The organism is Salinisphaera sp. T5B8 (assembly GCF_040361255.1).
Classification (GTDB): Bacteria; Pseudomonadota; Gammaproteobacteria; order Nevskiales; family Salinisphaeraceae; genus Salinisphaera.
On sequence record NZ_APNG01000004.1, the window covers coordinates 233827 to 252120 of the forward strand.

An 18294-nucleotide genomic window follows, 5' to 3' on the forward strand; every position below is an offset into this window, starting at 1 on the left:
AAGGAGTAGCCCATGGATACGCACACGCGAACGACCCAACGCGACATCATCGAGGCGCTGGATGTCTCCCCTCGCATCGACGGCGAACAGGAAGTCGAACGCCGTATCGATTTTCTTGCCAGCTATCTGCGCGATAACGGGTTGAAGGCCCTCGTGCTTGGCATCAGTGGCGGGGTCGATTCCACCATCGGTGGGCGTCTGAGCCAGTTGGCCGTCGAACGCGCCCGGGCAGCGGGTGCCGATGCGCGTTTTTATGCAGTGCGCCTGCCGCACGGTGAGCAGGACGATGCCGACGACGCGCAGACGGCGATCGATTTCATCCGGCCCGACGAAGTGCTCGACGTCAATATCGAAGCGCCCACGCGCGGTATGCGCCAAGCGCTCGAAAATAGCGAACTGAACTTCGACGACGCGCATCAGGAGGACTTCGTGCTGGGTAACGTCAAGGCACGTCAGCGCATGGTCGTTCAGTACGCGATCGCCAGCCGACATCAGGGCCTGGTGGTGGGCACCGATCAGGCCGCCGAAGCTGTGATGGGCTTTTTCACCAAATTCGGCGACGGCGCGGCCGATGTCACGCCGTTGTTTGGTCTGAATAAGCGCCAGGTGCGCGCATTGGGCGAAATCCTGGATGCGCCCAATGCGTTGGTACACAAACAGCCGACCGCGGACCTCGAGTCGCTCCAGCCACAGCGCCCGGATGAAGAGGTCTTTGGCGTGAGTTACGATGAGATCGACACCTTTCTCGAGGGCGGCGACGTCAGCGAGCAGGCGTTTCGTACCATCGTCGAAGCCTACGAGGCCACGGCGCACAAACGCGCGCTGCCCGCTGCCCCCTGATGGCGTAGCGCGTTTCGATGATCTCCGGCCAAAGGCCCCGCAGCCGGCGATCGCCGGTTCGGGCCTCGGCACGCGTCGCCGCGGCGCGCCTGACGCGCTAGACTCCGCGTCCCGAATCCCTGTACGAAAACACGATGTCCGATACGGTCGAACTGGGCCTTGACGAGGTCGACACCCTGGCCCGGCAGGTGCTCGAGGGCAATGGCTTTGCGCCCGCGCATGTCGCGGCGATAGCCGATCTGCTTGTACGTGCCCAGTACGACGAATGTCAGTCGCACGGCTTGTATCGGCTGCTGGGCATGGTCGCGGCGCGCGAACAGGGCGTGGTGGCCGGCGATACCCTGCCCACGGTTCACGATCAGGCGCCGGCGATCGTCAAGGTGGATGCCCACGGCGGTTTTTCGCCATTGGCCTTCGAACGGGGGCTGCCGAGCCTGGTTGCGAAAGCGCGCCAGAACGGCCTGGCCGCGATGGCGATCAATCACTGCTTTCACTTCACTGCGCTCTGGCCGGAGGTCGAACGTATCGCCGAACAGGGGCTGGTCGGTCTGGCGATGACGCCCAGCCACAGCTGGGTGGCGCCGCATGGCGGCATTCGTGGCCTGCTGGGCACCAACCCGCTGGCGTTTGCCTGGCCGCGTGCCAATGCACCGGCCTATGTCTTCGATTTCGCCACCAGTGCCGTCGCGCGCGGCGAAATCGAACTGCGTCATCGCAGCCACGAGCCGCTGGAGCCGGGCTGGGCGCTGGACGGCCAAGGCCAGCCGACGCGCGATGCCGAGGCCGCGCTCGCCGGCGCGATGCAGACCTTCGGCGGCCACAAGGGCTCGGCGCTGGCGACGATGATCGAACTGTTGGCCGGGCCGTTGATCGGTGATCTCACCAGCGCCCAGTCGCAGGCCTGGGACGCGGGCCGCGGCGCGCCGCCGTATCACGGCGAACTCGTGCTCGCCCTGGATGCCCGGGTGTTTGGCGGCGCCATCGATGCCGAGGGTGCCGAGCGCCTGTTCGCAGGGTTTATCGAACAGGGCGCGCGGCTACCGTCACAGCGTCGTCGCGCGGCACGCGAACGCAGCTACGCCAACGGCTATGTCACCCTGAACGCGGCGTTGGTGCAGGAATTGCGGGCGCTGGCCTGACGGTCGGTCATCTGGCGTGACGGTGACGCTCACGACCCGCAACAAGTCGTCGCCTGTTACGTCGGAGCGGGGATACCGTAGCCGGCGGCGATCTCGCGCAGACAGGCCCGAAAACACTGGATTGCGCGCGGCATGGGCTGGCTGGTGTTCACCGCATAGCCAACCGAGCCGCCGCGTGCTTCGATCGCCTCGGCAAGCCGCACCATGGTGCCGGCGGCAAGCGGTTCGCGCACGGTATCCAGTGGCGTGATCCAGACGGCGTCCGAGCGCAGTACATAGCGGCTGCACAAGGCCAGGGACAGGGTTTCGATGACCAGACGGGCCGGGGTGGCCGCGCGCTCGACCCAGTAACGTTCGAGCTGTTCGCGCAGGGTCGTGCCACGCGGCGGGACCACCCAGGGATAGTCCATGATGGCGTTGCCGGCGCGCGGCGGGTCGGCGCTCGACTGGAGCAAGGGATGATCGCGACGCACCACCGCGATCATCGGTTCGTGATAGAGGTGCTCGAACGCCAGGTCGCGAATTTCTTCGGCTTCGCTGAGCCGGCCCAGCACCAGATCCAGCTCGCCCAGCCGCAGTCGCGCCAGCAGTCCGGCACCGGTGCCGGTATCCACTTGCACGCACAGATGCGGGTGGCGCTGGTGCAGTGCCTGCAGGACCTCGGGGAGCAGGCCGCCTTCGACATTGGACAGCGCGCCCAGGCGTATCACGCTCTCGGCATTGTCCTCGCGGATGGCATCGATGCCTTCTTCCAGCGAGCGCAGCGCGGGTGCGGCATGGCGCAGCAGGGTACGACCGGCCGGGGTCAGGCGAACGCCGCGTGGCAGTCGTTCGAACAGCTTGACGCCCAGGCTGTCTTCGAGCTCGCGTATCGTTTTCGAGATGCCGGGTTGGGTGATCGACAGGGCTTCGGCTGCGGCCTTGATTCGTCCAAGCCGTGCGACCTGCTGAAACGTTACCAGGTGACGCAGCTTGATCGGTGAATGAATCATGATGGCTTGCCCTCGATCGGCGGTTATCGATACACGATACGCTTAGCGCGGGTCGGCCACGCCCGAGCCGGTTTCGCGGGCCCGCTTGGATCGCGGCGGCGTAGGGAATGCCTCGCCCTGACAGGCGCTGTACAGAGCCTCGGTAAACGCCGCGCCATCTTCGATCGACGGCACATGGGCGACGTGATCGAGTGTGATCAGGGGCGCGCCGTCCAGTTCTTCGGCCAGTGCCCGCAGGGTGGTAACCGGGGTGGCGGGGTCTTCGGCGCCGGCGATGAGTTGTACCGGGGCCTCGACGCCCGCGAGTTGGCCGCGAAAATCGGTTTCCGCGAGTAGTTCGCATAGCCGTGCATAGCTTTCATTGTCGGTACGTGCGAGCTGGATGGTCCAGCCCGCCAGACCGGCGGGTCGGGCCTGCTTGTAGGTGTCGGCGAACCAGCGCTGCGAGAGTTCGGGCGCGATCTGTGCGAGCCCTTCGTCGCGAACGCGCGCAGCGCGTGTATGCCAGGCCTCGGGCTGGCCGATGATCGCACCGGTGTTGGTAAGCACCATGCAAGACAATAGCGTCGGGGCATCGAGCAGCAGGGCTTGGCCGATCACCCCGCCAATCGAAGTGCCCACGAAGGTACAGCGCTCGATGTGCAGATGCGCCAGCACGGCCTGTGCATCGGCGGCCAGATCATGCGCGCTGAGCGCGTGGGCAACGGGCGCGCTATTGCCGTGACCGGGCAGATCCCAGGCGATACAGCGCCAGCGACCGCGTAGCCGTGTCGTCACCTCGGTCCAGACCTGACGCGACATGCCCAGCGGGTGGGCAAACAGCATCGCCGGCAGGTCGGCTTCGCCGCTATCGTCGTAGCCGATGGTGCGGCCGTTGCATTCGACAAATGCCATGTCGGGCCTCGCTATGGTTATACCCGTTCGATGACGGTGGCGATGCCCTGACCGACACCGATACACATCGTGCACAACGCATAGCGGGCATCGGTACGCGCCATTTCATGCAGCGCGGCACTGACGATACGTACGCCGGACATGCCCAGCGGATGGCCGATGGCGATCGCGCCGCCGTTGGGGTTCACATGCGGGGCATCGTCGGGTACGCCCAGTTCGCGCAGGCAGGCCAGCGATTGGCTGGCAAAGGCTTCGTTGAGCTCGATGATGTCCATTTGGTCGATCGACAGACCGAGACGATCGAGAAGCTTGCGCGAGGCATGGACGGGGCCCATGCCCATGATGCGTGGCTCAACCCCGGCCGTGGCCATGCCCAGAATACGGGCCTTGGGCTGCAGGTCGAACTGCTTGATCGCATCCTCGCCGGCCACCAGCAGTGCGCCGGCGCCGTCGTTCACGCCCGAAGCGTTGCCTGCGGTTACGGTGCCGTTGTTACGAAACGGGGTCGGCAGCTTGGCCAGTTTTTCCAGGGTGGTGCTGGCACGCGGGTGTTCGTCGGTATCGAACACGATCGGGTCGGCCTTGCGCTGCGGGATCTCGATCGGCGTGATTTCCTCGGCCAGACGCCCCGCCTGGCGCGCGGCTTCGGCTTTTTGCTGTGAACGCAGGGCAAAGGCGTCCTGATCCTCGCGGGAGACCTTGTACTGCTCGGAGACGTTCTCGCCGGTTTCGGGCATCGAGTCGATGCCGTACCACTGCTTCATGAGCGGATTGACGAAGCGCCAGCCGATGGTGGTGTCTTCGAGAATCTGCTGACGGCTGTAGGCGGATTCGGCCTTGGCCAGCACGTACGGCGCGCGCGACATGGATTCCACGCCGCCGGCGAGCATCAGTTTCGTTTCGCCGGCACGGATGGCGCGGGCCGCGGTGCCGATCGCATCCATGCTCGAGCCACACAGACGATTGATGGTCGAACCGGGCACGCTGGTGGGTAGCCCGGCCAGCAGGCTGCTCATGCGCGCGACATTGCGGTTGTCTTCGCCGGCCTGGTTGGCGCAGCCGATGAGAACATCGTCGATCGCGGCCGGGTCGAGACTCGGCGTCTGGGCGATCACGGCCTTGATGATATGCGCGAGCATATCGTCCGGACGTACGCTGGCCAGGGTGCCGCCAAAGCGGCCGACGGCGGTACGCGCGGGATGACAGAGATAGACGGCGTTGGACATGTTCGATTCTCGTTGTGATCTATTCGAATAAAGACGTACGCGCGCAAGCACCGCGCGGGCAGTGGTACGCCGGCCCGCGCCGCATCCAGGCGCAACGGCAGGCTGTCGACGTGCCACGCGCACGAGGGCGCTCGCGCGACCGCAGGCTCAATCAGACCTGTGGTTCGCTTTGCGAACGTGCGTTTGCATTGCGAATAACCTAATCGTTGTGCTGTGCCGGCGTCAACGCGGGAGAGCTTCGCCGCCCGTTCAGGCGGCACGCGCCCTATGTTCACATCGCGTCCGGCTGAGGGGCGTAAGTGTTCGCCCCGAGCATGCTTGGCTGTGACGCGCCTTGTCGGCGGCAAGCGCGGGCGTGCCAACATGGATGTCTGATAAGGCGCGGCGGTCGTTGGCGCGCCTGGGTGAGGAAAGGGACAGCCCGCTTGCCGGTGTCAGCGGCAGTGCCGCGCCCGATCGAACCTATCGCGAGCGCCGCGGCTTCGAACGCCGCGGCGCTGATTGCGCCGTTTTCGGTGGGCTAGCTGACCTGGCGGGCGATTTGCTCGCAGGTGTGCTGGAGTAACGGCAGAAAGCGTTCCTCGAGCGTCTTGCGTTCCACGCGCGCTGCATTGGTGCTGATATTGATCGCGCCCAGTAACAGGCCGTGCATGTTGTAGACCGGCACGGCCAGCGAACGCAGCCCGGATTCGAGCTCTTGATCGACGATACAGAACCCCTGTTCCCGTGCCGTGTCGACTTCGACGCGTAGCGCGTCGATATCGGTGATCGTACACGGCGTATAGGCGGTGAGTTCGAGATCGGCGAGCACGGCCTCCAGTTGCGGGCGATCGAGTGTCGCCAGCAGCATGCGCCCCATGGAGGTTGCGGCGGCCGGGAGCTGGGTGCCTACCGCAAGGGCGATCGTCATCAACCGATGCGGGGCCGCCGAACGGGCAACATAGATCACGTTCGCGCCCTGGAGCACGCCCATCGACGAGGATTCGCCCGTTTCTTGCGTGACGTGTTCCAGGTGCTGGCGGATCACGTGCTGGTAATTATTGGCCGAAAGAAACGCATAGCCGAGTTCGAGCGTTTTCGGCGCCAGCTCGAAATAACGCGCCTGGCGTCGGACATAGCCAAGCCCATGCAAGGTGAGCAGAAAGCGGCGTGCTTTGGCGCGGTTCATGCCGGTGCGCGTGGCGACTTCGCTGAGCGTCATGCGCGGGTGATCGGTATCGAATGCGCGAATCACCTCCAGGCCGGTGGCCAGCGCGGTTACGAAGTCGCGGTGGTCGGGGGCGAGCCCGGTCGGGTTGTCGTCACTGGAATCGGCTGGCACGTGTCAGGTCGGTCGCTCGGGAATAGATGATCCGAGTGTAGCAACGAAAACACCTGTTCGCATCGCGAACATGGCCTATTGTGTCAATTATTTGGCGCAGGTACGGGTCGGGGCTTATCCGCTCCAGGCCGAGGCGTAGTCGTCGATATCCACACCGTACGCGCCATTGGCCAGCGTGCGCACGATACGGAAATTGGGGAAGCGATTGAGATCGCGCACGCGCTGTGGGAAATAACGGCGCTTTCGGTGGTCGAGCACCACCAGCATCAGCGGCCGTTTCTGGCCGGGATCGCCGGGCACGACAAAGCCGACTTCGCCGGTGTTGAGTTCGATCAGGCTGCCGACCGGATAGGCGCCGAGCGTGTGTACGAATCGGTCCAGCAGCGCCGGGTTGAAGTCACCCTGGCTGCGGCTCATGAGCTTCATCACTTCGCCGGGCGAACGGCTTTGCTGATAGACACGGTCGCTGGTCATGGCGTCGTACACATCGGCGATCGCCACGATCTGGGCGTAGTACGAAATCTCGTCGCCTTTCAGACCGCCGGGATAGCCACGACCGTTCATGCGCTCGTGGTGCTCGAGTACGATGCGCAGGCTATCGCGCGACAGCTGTGAGCCCTGTTCGAGCAGTTGCACACCATATTGCGGGTGCTGCTTGATCACCTCGAATTCCGCGGTCGACAGACGCGCGGGCTTATGGAGGATGTCCATCGGCACCTTCATCTTGCCGATATCGTGCAAGAGAGCGCCCACGCCCATTTCCTCGACCTCGGTTTCGGGCTCGCCCATGGTCGTGGCCAGCGCAACCGAGAGCATGCACACGTTCATGCTGTGCAGCGCCGTGTACTCGTCGCGATTCTTGAGATTGGTGAACCACACCAATGCATCCGGATTGCGCGATACGCTGGCCATCATCTGCACCACGAGTTCGCGTGCATCGCCTTCGTCCACGGCATGACCGGCGCGGGCATCGGCCTGGATCGAGCGCACGAAATCCCGGGCCTGTTCGCGAATGAGTCGTGCCTGGGCGAGCTCGGCGCTGAAACTCTGGGGCGACCGGCTGTAGACCGCGGCCGGCGCGAGCCCGCGCCGGGAGAAGCCGGCCGGCTCAGGGCGTGCCGGCAGCGGGATGCGATTGGGCTTCGGTGGCGCCGAGATATAGACATATTCGACCTGACGGCTCAGGCGTTCGATATCGGCGCGCGATTTGATATGCACACCTTCGAGCGGATAGTCCGTTTCCAGCCAGGGACGATCCAGTGCCTCCACGTACATGCCGGGTTCCAGCTCCGTGACCGGTATCTTTTTGGCATAACGCAGCATGCAGGGACGAAACCTCGATCGGCGATCACGCCATTCTAGGCGCTCGCAAGCCTTCTTGCGACGCTGTATCGGCCTATCTTGCCGTGGTGAAAGCACTTTGCGCCGGTGACCCGGCAGCTTGGCCGGGTATCCGGCTGGTCTGCGCAGGTTTGGCTCGCGACAGGGCGAGGCTGAATCGTCAATTGGTCTTATGTGCCGAACGATTGTGCGGTCTGCGTGTTGCGGCCGAACACGCCAAAAGCCCAGCCGGAAAGCGGCCCGGCGGGCATGACGATCCCAAGCCGCTCGCGGGGCGGGCTATGCGATGGCGGTGCTCGGCGATAATGAATTGTCGTTTCACGAACAACATGATTAGCTTGGCAGCTGTCTCGCGCCGGGGGTGAACAGTCGGCCGGCGCGTGCATCTCGTATTACTTTTGCAGGGGATAGGTGCATGGTTTCTTTGACGATGTCGCTGCTCGCGTTCGTCCCGCTGGTGCTGGCCGGCGTGTTGTTGATTGGTTTCAGGTTTCAGGCGCGCACCGCGATGCCGGTGGTGTTCATCGTGACCGTGCTCATCGCCTTGCTGGCCTGGGATATGAGTGTCACCCGGGTGGTGGCCTCCAGCCTGCAGGGGCTGATGCTCACGATCTCAATTCTGTGGATCATCTTCGGCGCGATCCTGCTGCTCAATACGCTCAAGCATTCCGGCGGTATCGCGGCGATTCGTAATGGCTTTTCCGGCATCAGTCCGGATCGGCGTATTCAGGCGATCATCGTCGCCTGGCTGTTCGGCTGCTTTATCGAAGGCGCTTCGGGTTTTGGTACCCCGGCCGCGGTCGCCGCGCCGCTGATGGTGGCGTTGGGTTTCCCGGCGCTGGCGGCGGTGGTTGTGGGCATGATGATTCAGTCCACGCCGGTCTCCTTTGGCGCGGTGGGCACGCCGATCATCGTCGGCGTGGCTGGCGGGCTGCACAAGGATCAGATTTCCGAGCAGCTGACGGCCAACGGCTCGGACTGGGCCAGCTATTTCCAGCTGATTACCTCCGAAGTGTCCATCACCCATGCGATCTGCGGCATTCTCATGCCGTTGATCATGGTGACGGTCATGGCCCGTTTCTTCGGTGAGCGCAAGTCCTGGAGCGACGGTCTGGAAGTCGCGCCGTTCGCGCTATTCGCCGGGGTGAGCTTCGTCGTGCCCTATGCGCTGGCCGGCATCTTTCTGGGACCTGAGTTTCCGTCCATGATCGGTGCCATGGTGGGCCTGGCGATCGTGGTACCGGCGGCCCGCCGCGGTTTTCTGATTCCGTCCCAGCCCTGGGATTTTCCGAATGAGAGCCAGTGGCCGGCCGAATGGGTCGGCAACATGGAGATCAAGGCCGATCACGTGGCCGGGCGCACGCCGCTCACGCCCACGATGGGCTGGGCGCCGTATGTATTGCTGGCGATTCTGCTGGTGATTTCGCGCACCGTGGAGCCGATCACCAACGCGCTCAAGGCCGTGGCGATCAGCTGGAGCGATATCCTCGGTCAGGCGGGTATTTCGGGTTCGATTCAGCCGTTGTATCTGCCCGGTGGCATCATCTGTATGGCCGTGCTGATCACATTCTTCCTGCACCGCATGCGTGGTGGCGCCATGGGCGCGGCGTTCAAGGAATCCACCAACACGATTCTCGGCGCTGGTTTCGTGCTCATCTTCACGATTCCGATGGTGCGTATTCTCATCAACTCGGGCGTGAACGGTTCGGATCTGGTGTCGATGCCGGTGGCCATGGCCCAACTGGTGGCCGACGGCGTGGGTCATATCTATCCGTTGTTCGCGCCGGCCGTGGGTGCCCTGGGTGCCTTCATCGCCGGTTCGAATACGGTGTCGAACCTCATGCTTAGCGACTTCCAGTTCAACGTGGCCGCCACGCTGGGACTGTCGACCGCGATGATGGTGGCGCTGCAGGCCGTCGGTGCGGCTGCCGGCAACATGATCGCGATCCACAACGTGGTCGCGGCTTCGGCTACGGTCGGGCTGCTCGGGCGTGAAGGCACGACCCTGCGCAAGACGCTGTTGCCCACGCTCTACTACTGCCTGCTCAGTGGCGTGATCGGTCTGATCGCGTTCTATGGCATCGGCGTGGTCGACGGCTTGATGAACTAGATCGTCGACCGGCGAGAGAGAACGGCCCGCTCCGGCGGGCCGTTTTCGTTTGTCACGCCGTTCGCCGAGCGCTTGAATACAGCGTTTATAGTAGTGGCCGTAACAACATCCATTTAATTATCGGGATATGCCCATGAAACAGAAATCCGTTATCACCCTCGACGATGCCCACGCCATTCTCGATGCGGCTCAGAAGGAAGCCGAGAGCCAGGGCTGGAACGTGGCGATCGCGGTCGTCGACGACGGCGGCCATCTTGTGGCACTGCGCCGCCTTGATGGCTGTGCGCCGATGGGCAGCTATGTGGCGACCGAAAAAGCGCGCAGCGCGGCACTGGGTGGCAAGGAAACCCAGGCATTCGAAGACATGATCAACGGCGGCCGTGCGGCGTTTCTATCGGTGCCGGAACTCAAGGCGACGATGACGGGCGGCGTGCCGGTCATGGTCGACGGCCAGCTTGCTGGCGCGGTCGGCGTATCCGGCGTCAAGCCCGATCAGGACGCACAGACCGCCAAGGCGGGTGTGGCCTCGGTCACCGGCTGATCACGCGGGACGCGCTACGATACAAGGCGTGGGCTGCGGCCCGCGCCTTTTTTATGCCCGCGGTTGGTGCCCGCGCGGGTCAGCGATAGCCATACCGTGCCGCCACCGGCCCGGTTATATCGTGGATCAGGCGTAATTCGGCATCGCTGAAGGCCGGTTTGTAATAGCCCGGCAGGCGCAGGCGCTCGGCCGCGCGTTCGAGGGCGTGGGCGTCGATATTCAGCCCGCAATGCGCATAGAAGCGTTCGAGCACGGCGCGCGAATCGCCACATAAATCTTCATAGCGAATGATCAGCGCCGCGTCTGCGAGTTGTGGATCGCGGGCAAGGCGTGCATCGACATCGGCATAGATCATCGCCCAGTAGCGCGCCCAGCCCTCGACTTCCTCACCGTCGGCCCAGAGCTGACGGATATGGTCGATCGTGTCGTCGTCGCCGGTATGGATCGGGCGTCGGTCGAGGCCGAACTCGAAATGGCCGACACGGCGCATATGTTCCAGCGCACGCGGATGCGCGGTCTCGCCGGCTTCGAACAGGGTCTGCTGTTTCATCAGCGAGGCGATATGCCAGACCGGATCGCGTACCGGCAGCACAAACCGTGCATCGGCAAAAATCGATTGCAGATATTGCAGCCGCATCAGGTTGTAATTGCCCTTGGCGGCATAACGCGCACGCCCGCGAATCGCCAGCAGCTTGCGAATATGGTCGCGATAGAACTGTTCGAACTCGGGATTGCGGGTATCGGCATCGAGCACGCTGCTATGCGCGCTATCGTGGATATGCTCGAAAAACGCCATCCAAAGCACTTCCTCGAAGGCTTCCGGGCTTTGTGAGGTCACCGCGATGCCGTCGCCATGCGCGCGTTCGGTGGCGGTTTCGGCGTTCTGCGGTACCCGCGCCAGCCAGCGATCCCACAGCCAGGGCGTGAAAACCGGCGGAAAATCCCGATAGCGGTGGGTCGCCACCTGCGGGTGCTCGGCCAGCAGTTCGAGCAGGATGGTCGTACCCGAACGCGCGAGCCCGGCGACATAGATCGGGGCCACGATCGAGATGTCCTCGATCGCCTCGGCGGCCATGCGGGTATCGAAATTGCCCAGCTTGATGGCAGCACGCGGATGCCGATGCTGCCAGCCGCCCACGCGGTGCATCCAGGTGGGCACGGCAAAGCCGGCAATGGCGGCTTCGCTGGGCTGCGAGCGCGCGGTGCGCGCCGTGTCGTTTGTCTGTGGGATCGTGCTCATTCGATTTTCGCCCATTTGTAGATCGCGAGTGAGACGATGAACATCACCGGAATGAATACGAACAGCCAGGAATGCATCCAGGCCGGGCCGAAGGGGATGACCTCCAATACGGGCAGATCGATACGAATCTGTTCGACCGGCGCGTCCTCGGGCAGATAGCCAAGCGGGTTCTCGGCCAGCCAGTGCCACCAGGGCTGTTTGGTGACGATGCCCACCGGCGCGGTCATATCGAATTGCGCGATCGGCGCGCCCGCGTCGCCGACGCTGATTTTTGCCGGCTGGGTCCGATCGTCCCAGTGCGTGGCCACGCCTTCGGGAACGGTCGTGATCGCCGGTGCCTGGCCAGGCGCGGGCAGCGTATGGCCGTAATGGGTTTCGGCCCAGAGCAACAGGGCCAGTAACGGCAGAATCGCCAGTAGCGTGCCCGGCACGACGAGCCCGACATGGCGGAACGCGGTCGTGAACTGCTTCTTGATCAACGGCCCGGCATCGGCGAAATCACCATCGAATGCGTTCAGGCGCTGGCGTGCGGCCTTGGCATCGCGCTTGGCCTGGCCGATACGTGCCTGCGGCGAACACAGCTTGTATAAAAACATGGTCAGCACCGAGCCCAGAACGGCCCAGACCGCCAGACGCAGGGCGGCGGGCATAAAGCTCGCCATGGCGGCATCCAGGCCGTTGAACAACGGTGCCGGTAGATCGAATAGACCCATCCTGTGCTGTCCTTTTCGTCGTGGCCCGACCGCCTTCGCGCGGCCGGGCCATCGCGATGGCTAAGAGCGGCTCGGGCCGTTGCCGGCTTCGTTGCCGTGCGTCGACGCGGTGGGTTGTTCGCTGCGGGCCGCGGCCTCGGCTTTCTTGCGACGGCGCATGCGCCGTATTGGCCACAACACGACGAACAGCAACGCGGCACCGATGGCGGCCACCACGCCCCAGAGCGCGCCCAGTAGACTCAGGCCCGCGCCGGGCCCGACATAGGCCTGGGCGGCGGCGAACGGGGCGAGCATGAGTGCGATCGCCAGGCTCGAGCGCAGCAGCGGTGCGGTTGGGGTACGGGTTTCGTGCTTATCCATGACAGACCTCCTAGGGCGTTTGGATGCTTTCGCGAAAAGCCGGCTCCAGATCTTCGGCGCGCAGCCGCTGACCGGAGGAGACGACCGGGATGTACTGGTTCTGGTCGCCCCCGCGTACCGGATTGATGAACTCCCACACGATGTCGCCGTTGGGCGCGACTTCGAACAGTCGGCCGCCGTCGGACTCGGTGATCAGACGATTGCCGTTGGGCAGGGTCGTCATCGCACCGCGCAGGCGGCTGGCGAAGGGATGCTCGGCGCTGCCCTCGTAGCGCCATACGATCTGTTCGTTTTCCGGATCGACTTCGAGCGCGCGGGTCATGTTGTCGGCCTGGAAATGACCGTAGTTGTCGAACAGGGTGAAGTGGCCGTTGGGCAGTGCGCGGGCGAAATGCTGACCCAGCCAGGAGCCGGCCATCGCCCAGGTCATCTGCCCGGTATTCAGGTCGATGAGCGCCGGCGTGCCGGGGTGTCGAAACGACACCAGCACTTGATTGCCACGGCCCTTGGCCGGGGCGAAGTTCTTCGCCAGTTCGTCATCGATGAACTGCACGCTATTGGTATGCAGCGGGTCTTCGAGGGCGAAATGGGCGATATTGGTCAGCAGCGGCTGATAGCGCGACTCGTAAAAGGCCTCGAACAGCGGGATCTTGGCCTGTTCTTCGCCCGTATTGCCGTCGAGCACCACCACGTAATCGTCGAGAAACGGCTTTGCGAGCGCCGGGAAATTCTCGAAGCGCTTTTCGCTGAAGGCGTGGGTGAGCACGAGCACACGCCCGTCCGGGGCGATATCGATATCGTGATGGGTGGCGCCGTGGTATTTCCACAGGACATTGGAATCGGCATCGAGCTTGACCAGGCCATAGCCCCAGGGCGTATCGCCGGCAGCGATATAGATCGCCAGCAGATCGCCATTGGGGTACATGATGGCCTTGCGCCAGTACATGAGCGCGTCGTCGCGCGCGCCGCGCCCGTCCGGCGCGGTGTCCCAGAGCTTGCTGTAGTCCAGCTGCCAGCGATGGACTTCGTTGCCGTCCATATCCACCAGCGACGCATAGGGCGCGCCGCCCGAGGTATACAGCGTATAGCCGTTATAGGCACGCGCGGGGTCGTTGATGGTGACGCCGCGCTTGTCGGTGCGTGCGCTACGCCACTGGTCGGTCTGTGTGTACCGGTCGTGGATCGAGTCCTGAACGATGAGCGCATGACCGGCCTTGTAGGCGTCATTGAGCCATTCGTACGGAAACACCTTGGCGAGCACGACCAGCGTACCGCCGAGAAAGGCGAGAAAGAGACAGGCCACGAAAAACGCCGCAAAACCGACGCGATCCGCTTTATCCATTGTTGAACCCTAGCTAAGGGTCCCATACGAACGCTTCGACCCTCGAAGCATCCGCCCTCGGCCTGACTAAGACCGTAGCACTTTCCTGAAGTTTCCGTCAGGACGGTATTAAATTATTTTCATTTTCGCAGGCGGGGCACTAAGTCTCTGAACGCGCAGGCCCTGACCGGTTCGATTAATTGCGATCCACGCGTACGAATACGGCGTCGGTGCCGGTCGCCGAGTCGGTATTCACGGCGACGCGCTTCCACTCGCCCGCGCGCATGAGCAGTCGTGTCTGGGCATGAAGCTGGCCCTGGGCGATGGCATAGGTGAAGTCGACCGACAGGGCCATATCACCCGAATCGCCGGTCGCGTCGAACCAGTATTCGAGCACGGCGTCGCGGGTTTCGATATGCCCGCTATCGAGTTCGGCCACGGTGGTCTCGATACGTCGTGGCTTGGATCCAGCCGTGGCGGTGGCGGCCGGATCGGCGTTATTGCCGTAGCGAAGTTTGAGCGTGAACGGTTTGTGCGTGTTCACGATCGCCGACTGGGCACGGGCGGCGACGGCAACACCAGCCAGCAATAGTGCCCCCGCAAACATATACAGCCAGAGCGCCAAGTTGCGATTGACCATGGCGTATCTCCCTCGCTAAATCGTGTTGTTGTGTGCCCGCTGCCGGGCTTATTGGCATCAGCTCGAGTTATAGCACGCCGCGTGCCGGGCACGCAGCGCGGCATTACCGGCTATAACCGGGTCTGTCAGCGCGAGAATCGATACGCCCCGGCGTGGCGTCGGCCGTTGCCGTGAGCAGATAACGTGACAGCACGGCCAGTAATGCGCCGTAGAGCGGCAGAAACAGACACAGGCTGATCAGCAGCTTGAACGCATAATCCACACAGGCGATCTCCAGCCAGTGCTCGGCCATGAACGCATTCGACGAACCAGCAAAGGCAATCGAGAAAAACAGCAGCGTATCCAGCGCGTTGCCGAATACGGTCGAGGCCGCGGGTGCGACCCACCATTGCCGTAGCGCCCGCAGGCGCTGAAACACGCCGATATCCAGCAACTGGCCGAACAGATAGGCACAAAAGCTCGCCAGTGCGATGCGCGCGACCAGCGTATTGAATTCGCCGAGCGCGTTGACACCGGCAAATCGCCCGTCGACATAGAGCACGGACAACAGATACGACACGACCAGCGCCGGGCCCATGGCCGCGGCCACCACGCGCCGCGCGGTGGCCGCGCCGAGCAAACGTACGGTCAGATCGCTGGCCAGGAAGATGAACGGAAAACTGAACGCGCCCCAGGTCGTATGCCAGCCCAGCAGGGTGAACGGCAACTGCACCAGATAGTTGCTCGCGGCGATGACCAGCACATGCAGCCCCGCGAGTACGATCACGATCCGGCGCCACTGCGCCGCTGATAACGATAACGACATGCCTGCTTTTCCTTTTTCGTGACGGGGTGAGGGAACCCGTGGCGTGATCGAACCGCCTGAATGGCTCAGGCCGGCGGCTCGTTGACAGGCGGCGGATCGTAGTCGCCCGCCGCGATCTTTTGCAACTCGGCATGCAGATCGGCTTCTGCGCGGATATTACGCAATATCCAGTACAGCCCGCTGAGCGTGCGCATCAAGAACACCAGCTGCGGGGCGGCATTGAACAGCTTCCAGTGGCGCAGCGATGCGCGCACTTCGCCGCGTATGGATTCGATCAACCCGTCGTCGGTAAACACATAGGGCGATTGATGGCGAATGGGTTCCAGCGAAGCCGTGGCGTGGCTGGCATAGATCTGGGCATAGGTTTCGCCGTGCTGTGCCCAGCTGTCGGGCGGCACCACGCCCAGGCGTTCCAGCGCGTGATGCAGATCCTGCCAGCGGCCGTCGAGGGCGGCGGCCACCACATCCCGCAACCCGTGACGGGTTTCGATATCGAGCGTTTTTGTACAGCCAAAATCGAACAGGGCAATCGAGCCGTCCTCGGTCACCCCGAAATTACCGGGGTGCGGATCGGCATGCAGAATGCCGTGGGTGAATACCTGCAGGTTGATCGCCTGAACGATGGCATGACCGCGTTCGGGCGCGGCCTCGTCGACGGGGCGTGCATCGACATAGGTCGTCACCAATACCGCATCGGTACATAGCTCGGGCACCGGCTCGGGCAGTACGAAGCCGGGCAGCTCGATTGCCCGTAACGTCTGCAGGTGGGCCAGCTCCTGTACGTAGTTGGTTTCCTCGATAAAGCGCTCACGCAGTTCATCGAGCACCGCATCGATATCGCTGCCGCGGATCGGCAGAAAACGCGACAGCTTGAGCAGGCGGCCAAGGTTGTCGATATCCGCGTCCACCGCATCCGCCACGCCGGGGTAGCGAATCTTGACCACCACGTCGCGCCCGTCCACCAGTCGTGCGCGATGCACCTGGCCGATGGAGGCCGCAGCCATGGCTTGTTCATCGATGTCGGCGATCAGCGCGCGTTGTTCGTCGTTCCAGGCTTCATCGAGCACGGGTTCGAGCCGTTCGAACGCCCAGGGTTCGGCGTTGCGTTGCAGGCGCGAAAGCTGTTCGACCAGCGGCTCGGGCAGAAAATCGCGGTATTGGGACGCGATCTGACCCAGTTTCATGGCCGCGCCCTTGAGCCCGCCGAGGGTGTCGAACCAGTCCTGGCCGGTCTTCTGCCAGCTCTTGGCGCGATCGTAGCCGGGCATGGTCTGGAGCACGCCACGACCCAGGCTGCGCATGCCGGCGCCGAGAATGCGCCGACGCCGGGTACGTTGTTCGCGCTTATCCGACACCGTGAACCTCGATGCCCGTTTCGTTGCGCAGCCAGCCGTAAAGCGTTTGCGCATCGCTCGGGCGTACGGCCGTATTCGGCAGCACAGCGGTGGGATGAGGTGTGCGATCGAGAAAGAACTGGCCCTGGCAATTGCGCGCCGCCCGGGCCGAGCCCAGCCAGACGGCGGTATCGGCGCCCATGCGCGCATCGCGCAGCACGCGCCGCATGACCTTGTCGAAGCCCGGCAGGGATTCGGTCACCCCGGGCGTGGCTACCCAGCCCGGGTGCATCGCATTGAAGTGCAGGCCGGCATCGCCGTAGCGGCGTGCCCAGTGGCGGGTCAGGGCGACGAGGCCGCGTTTGGCGCGGGCATAGGCCTTGTTACCGCTGAACGATTCGTTTTCAAAGTTCAGGTCGTCGAGTACCAGCGGCTGCAGATACATGCCACCGCTGGACATATTGATCACCCGCGCCTTGGCCGCGGCCAGCGCGGGCAACAGCGTTTCGGTCAGCACAAACGGGGCGACCAGGTTGATCGCCAGGCTGCGCTCGAAGCCGTCGCCGGTTAGTGCATGTTCGTGGAATAGGGCGCCGGCGTTATTGACCAGGACATCGATTTTCGGAAAACGCGCGATGAGCCGCTCGCCGAGCGCGCGCGTGGCGTCGACATCGAGCAGGTCGGCCTGTTCGGTATGAATACGTTCCATCGTCTGGCCGGCGAAGTCGTGTACGTGCTTGCGCGACGCCGCGAGCTTGCCGGTATCGCGCCCGACCAGTACCACCGTCGCGCCCAGGCGTGCATATTCGGCAGCGATCGCTTCGCCGATGCCGCTGGTCGCACCGGTGACCACGGCCACGCGTTCGTCCATGAATTCGCTATGGGCCTTGTCGTCGAGCGCGAGATAACCGCGTTCGGTAAACGCCGGAGCGGCCAGTAACAGGCTGCGATCGGCCGCATAGCTCACCCAGCCCTGGCGCGGGGCTTCGGTATCAATCGTCAGCGCACTGGCCAGCCCGGCAACCGCCTTGCGCCCCATGCGCTTGAACACGGGCTTGAGCGCGAGTTCGCTGGCCCGGAGCACGCCCGAGAGCGAAAAATCCGCGCGATAATCGATCGTCGTATCGCCGACGGGGCTCTCTTCGAAACGAATGGATTCGACCGAGGTAATACCCGGGCCCCGCATTTCCAGCGCGATATGTTGGTCGGGGGCGAGTTCGGTTATCCGGTAGGTCAGCGTGGTACGCCGGCCGAACATCTGCACGGTCACGTCGAATTCGCTGCCCACGGCGGGCGCGCCGGGCGTGCGTTTGCGGGCGCGATAGACACCCGGGTCCCACTGCTCGCAGGTCGAGAAATCAGCCAGGTAGCGATAGCAGTCGGCGGGGCTGCGCGCGACACGGACGGTTTCATGGAGTCGGATCATGGAATCTTTAAGCTGCGACCAAAGTCGAGTTATACGCCAGTCTGGCCGTGG

General features: G+C 63.7%; 17 protein-coding genes. 4 read left to right on the forward strand and 13 right to left on the reverse strand.

Annotated features, from left to right (window positions below; translation table 11 throughout):
• Positions 1 to 12 precede the first annotated feature (12 nt).
• Both nadE and T5B8_RS05535 read left to right on the forward strand, forming a co-directional pair.
• Entirely contained in the window at positions 13 to 840 is an 828-nt protein-coding gene (gene nadE / locus T5B8_RS05530; protein ID WP_293623912.1) for an NAD(+) synthase, read from the forward strand.
• A gap of 134 nt (positions 841 to 974) precedes the next feature.
• Complete coding sequence (locus T5B8_RS05535; RefSeq protein WP_293623913.1) at positions 975 to 1979, forward strand: Ldh family oxidoreductase; 1005 nt, start codon at positions 975 to 977, stop codon at positions 1977 to 1979.
• 56 nt (positions 1980 to 2035) lie between these two features.
• Here the strand turns inward: T5B8_RS05535 and T5B8_RS05540 are convergent, their stop codons facing one another.
• From T5B8_RS05540 to T5B8_RS05560, 5 genes are all read right to left on the reverse strand, one after another.
• A complete protein-coding gene (locus tag T5B8_RS05540; RefSeq protein ID WP_293623914.1) occupies positions 2036 to 2971 on the reverse strand; it encodes a LysR substrate-binding domain-containing protein in 936 nt (311 codons plus the stop codon).
• Positions 2972 to 3013: 42 nt separating this feature from the next.
• The gene (locus T5B8_RS05545; RefSeq protein WP_293623915.1) at positions 3014 to 3865 is read right to left on the reverse strand and encodes an alpha/beta fold hydrolase; all 852 of its coding nucleotides are present in this window, start codon (positions 3863 to 3865) and stop codon (positions 3014 to 3016) included.
• Positions 3866 to 3882: 17 nt separating this feature from the next.
• Positions 3883 to 5091 carry a 3-oxoadipyl-CoA thiolase gene (pcaF, locus tag T5B8_RS05550; RefSeq protein ID WP_293623916.1) on the reverse strand — a complete coding sequence of 403 codons (1209 nt, stop codon included), beginning with the start codon at positions 5089 to 5091 and terminating at the stop codon, positions 3883 to 3885.
• Positions 5092 to 5611: 520 nt separating this feature from the next.
• Complete coding sequence (locus tag T5B8_RS05555) at positions 5612 to 6412, reverse strand: IclR family transcriptional regulator domain-containing protein (protein ID WP_293623917.1); 801 nt, start codon at positions 6410 to 6412, stop codon at positions 5612 to 5614.
• 114 nt (positions 6413 to 6526) lie between these two features.
• Complete coding sequence (locus tag T5B8_RS05560) at positions 6527 to 7735, reverse strand: cyclic di-GMP phosphodiesterase (protein WP_293623918.1); 1209 nt, start codon at positions 7733 to 7735, stop codon at positions 6527 to 6529.
• Positions 7736 to 8168: 433 nt separating this feature from the next.
• Between T5B8_RS05560 and T5B8_RS05565 the strand changes: the two genes are divergently transcribed.
• Together T5B8_RS05565 and T5B8_RS05570 are read left to right on the forward strand one after the other, a co-directional pair.
• Positions 8169 to 9863: an L-lactate permease gene (locus T5B8_RS05565; protein WP_293623919.1), complete on the forward strand. Its 1695-nt coding sequence runs from the start codon at positions 8169 to 8171 to the stop codon at positions 9861 to 9863.
• 133 nt (positions 9864 to 9996) lie between these two features.
• Positions 9997 to 10404, forward strand: a complete 408-nt coding sequence (locus tag T5B8_RS05570; RefSeq protein WP_293623920.1) for a GlcG/HbpS family heme-binding protein — start codon at positions 9997 to 9999, stop codon at positions 10402 to 10404.
• A 79-nt stretch (positions 10405 to 10483) separates the two neighbouring features.
• On the opposite strand, the gene T5B8_RS05575 is transcribed toward T5B8_RS05570, so the two are convergent.
• The 8 genes from T5B8_RS05575 to T5B8_RS05610 all read right to left on the reverse strand — a co-directional run bounded on the left by T5B8_RS05575 (position 10484) and on the right by T5B8_RS05610 (position 18243).
• On the reverse strand, positions 10484 to 11644 hold the full coding sequence (locus T5B8_RS05575) for a sulfotransferase (RefSeq protein WP_293623921.1): 1161 nt from the start codon (positions 11642 to 11644) through the stop codon (positions 10484 to 10486).
• Positions 11641 to 12357 (reverse strand): hypothetical protein, encoded by a 717-nt coding sequence (locus T5B8_RS05580; protein WP_293623922.1) that lies wholly within the window; start codon positions 12355 to 12357, stop codon positions 11641 to 11643. The genes T5B8_RS05575 and T5B8_RS05580 overlap by 4 nt, the downstream gene beginning before the upstream one ends.
• A gap of 60 nt (positions 12358 to 12417) precedes the next feature.
• Positions 12418 to 12717, reverse strand: coding sequence for a hypothetical protein (locus T5B8_RS05585; RefSeq protein WP_293623923.1), 300 nt, complete (start codon positions 12715 to 12717; stop codon positions 12418 to 12420).
• 10 nt (positions 12718 to 12727) lie between these two features.
• The gene (locus tag T5B8_RS05590) at positions 12728 to 14059 is read right to left on the reverse strand and encodes an arylsulfotransferase family protein (protein ID WP_293623924.1); all 1332 of its coding nucleotides are present in this window, start codon (positions 14057 to 14059) and stop codon (positions 12728 to 12730) included.
• A gap of 175 nt (positions 14060 to 14234) precedes the next feature.
• Complete coding sequence (locus tag T5B8_RS05595; protein WP_353176943.1) at positions 14235 to 14678, reverse strand: hypothetical protein; 444 nt, start codon at positions 14676 to 14678, stop codon at positions 14235 to 14237.
• Positions 14679 to 14781: 103 nt separating this feature from the next.
• Complete coding sequence (locus tag T5B8_RS05600) at positions 14782 to 15483, reverse strand: 7-cyano-7-deazaguanine/7-aminomethyl-7-deazaguanine transporter (RefSeq protein ID WP_353176945.1); 702 nt, start codon at positions 15481 to 15483, stop codon at positions 14782 to 14784.
• A gap of 65 nt (positions 15484 to 15548) precedes the next feature.
• Positions 15549 to 16838 (reverse strand): ABC1 kinase family protein, encoded by a 1290-nt coding sequence (locus T5B8_RS05605; RefSeq protein WP_353176947.1) that lies wholly within the window; start codon positions 16836 to 16838, stop codon positions 15549 to 15551.
• Complete coding sequence (locus tag T5B8_RS05610; protein ID WP_353176949.1) at positions 16828 to 18243, reverse strand: SDR family NAD(P)-dependent oxidoreductase; 1416 nt, start codon at positions 18241 to 18243, stop codon at positions 16828 to 16830. Before T5B8_RS05610 ends, T5B8_RS05605 begins: the two co-directional genes overlap by 11 nt.
• Between the last annotated feature and the right edge of the window lie 51 nt (positions 18244 to 18294).

Coding starts and splice junctions, on each gene's coding strand:
- T5B8_RS05535 (WP_293623913.1), top strand. CDS start 975: ATGTCCGATACGGTCGAACTGGGCCTTGACGAGGTCGACACCCTGGCC.
- T5B8_RS05595 (WP_353176943.1), bottom strand. CDS start 14,678: ATGGTCAATCGCAACTTGGCGCTCTGGCTGTATATGTTTGCGGGGGCA.
- T5B8_RS05585 (WP_293623923.1), bottom strand. CDS start 12,717: ATGGATAAGCACGAAACCCGTACCCCAACCGCACCGCTGCTGCGCTCG.
- T5B8_RS05580 (WP_293623922.1), bottom strand. CDS start 12,357: ATGGGTCTATTCGATCTACCGGCACCGTTGTTCAACGGCCTGGATGCC.
- T5B8_RS05545 (WP_293623915.1), bottom strand. CDS start 3,865: ATGGCATTTGTCGAATGCAACGGCCGCACCATCGGCTACGACGATAGC.
- nadE (WP_293623912.1), top strand. CDS start 13: ATGGATACGCACACGCGAACGACCCAACGCGACATCATCGAGGCGCTG.
- T5B8_RS05565 (WP_293623919.1), top strand. CDS start 8,169: ATGGTTTCTTTGACGATGTCGCTGCTCGCGTTCGTCCCGCTGGTGCTG.
- T5B8_RS05540 (WP_293623914.1), bottom strand. CDS start 2,971: ATGATTCATTCACCGATCAAGCTGCGTCACCTGGTAACGTTTCAGCAG.
- pcaF (WP_293623916.1), bottom strand. CDS start 5,091: ATGTCCAACGCCGTCTATCTCTGTCATCCCGCGCGTACCGCCGTCGGC.
- T5B8_RS05590 (WP_293623924.1), bottom strand. CDS start 14,059: ATGGATAAAGCGGATCGCGTCGGTTTTGCGGCGTTTTTCGTGGCCTGT.
- T5B8_RS05610 (WP_353176949.1), bottom strand. CDS start 18,243: ATGATCCGACTCCATGAAACCGTCCGTGTCGCGCGCAGCCCCGCCGAC.
- T5B8_RS05600 (WP_353176945.1), bottom strand. CDS start 15,483: ATGTCGTTATCGTTATCAGCGGCGCAGTGGCGCCGGATCGTGATCGTA.
- T5B8_RS05560 (WP_293623918.1), bottom strand. CDS start 7,735: ATGCTGCGTTATGCCAAAAAGATACCGGTCACGGAGCTGGAACCCGGC.
- T5B8_RS05570 (WP_293623920.1), top strand. CDS start 9,997: ATGAAACAGAAATCCGTTATCACCCTCGACGATGCCCACGCCATTCTC.
- T5B8_RS05575 (WP_293623921.1), bottom strand. CDS start 11,644: ATGAGCACGATCCCACAGACAAACGACACGGCGCGCACCGCGCGCTCG.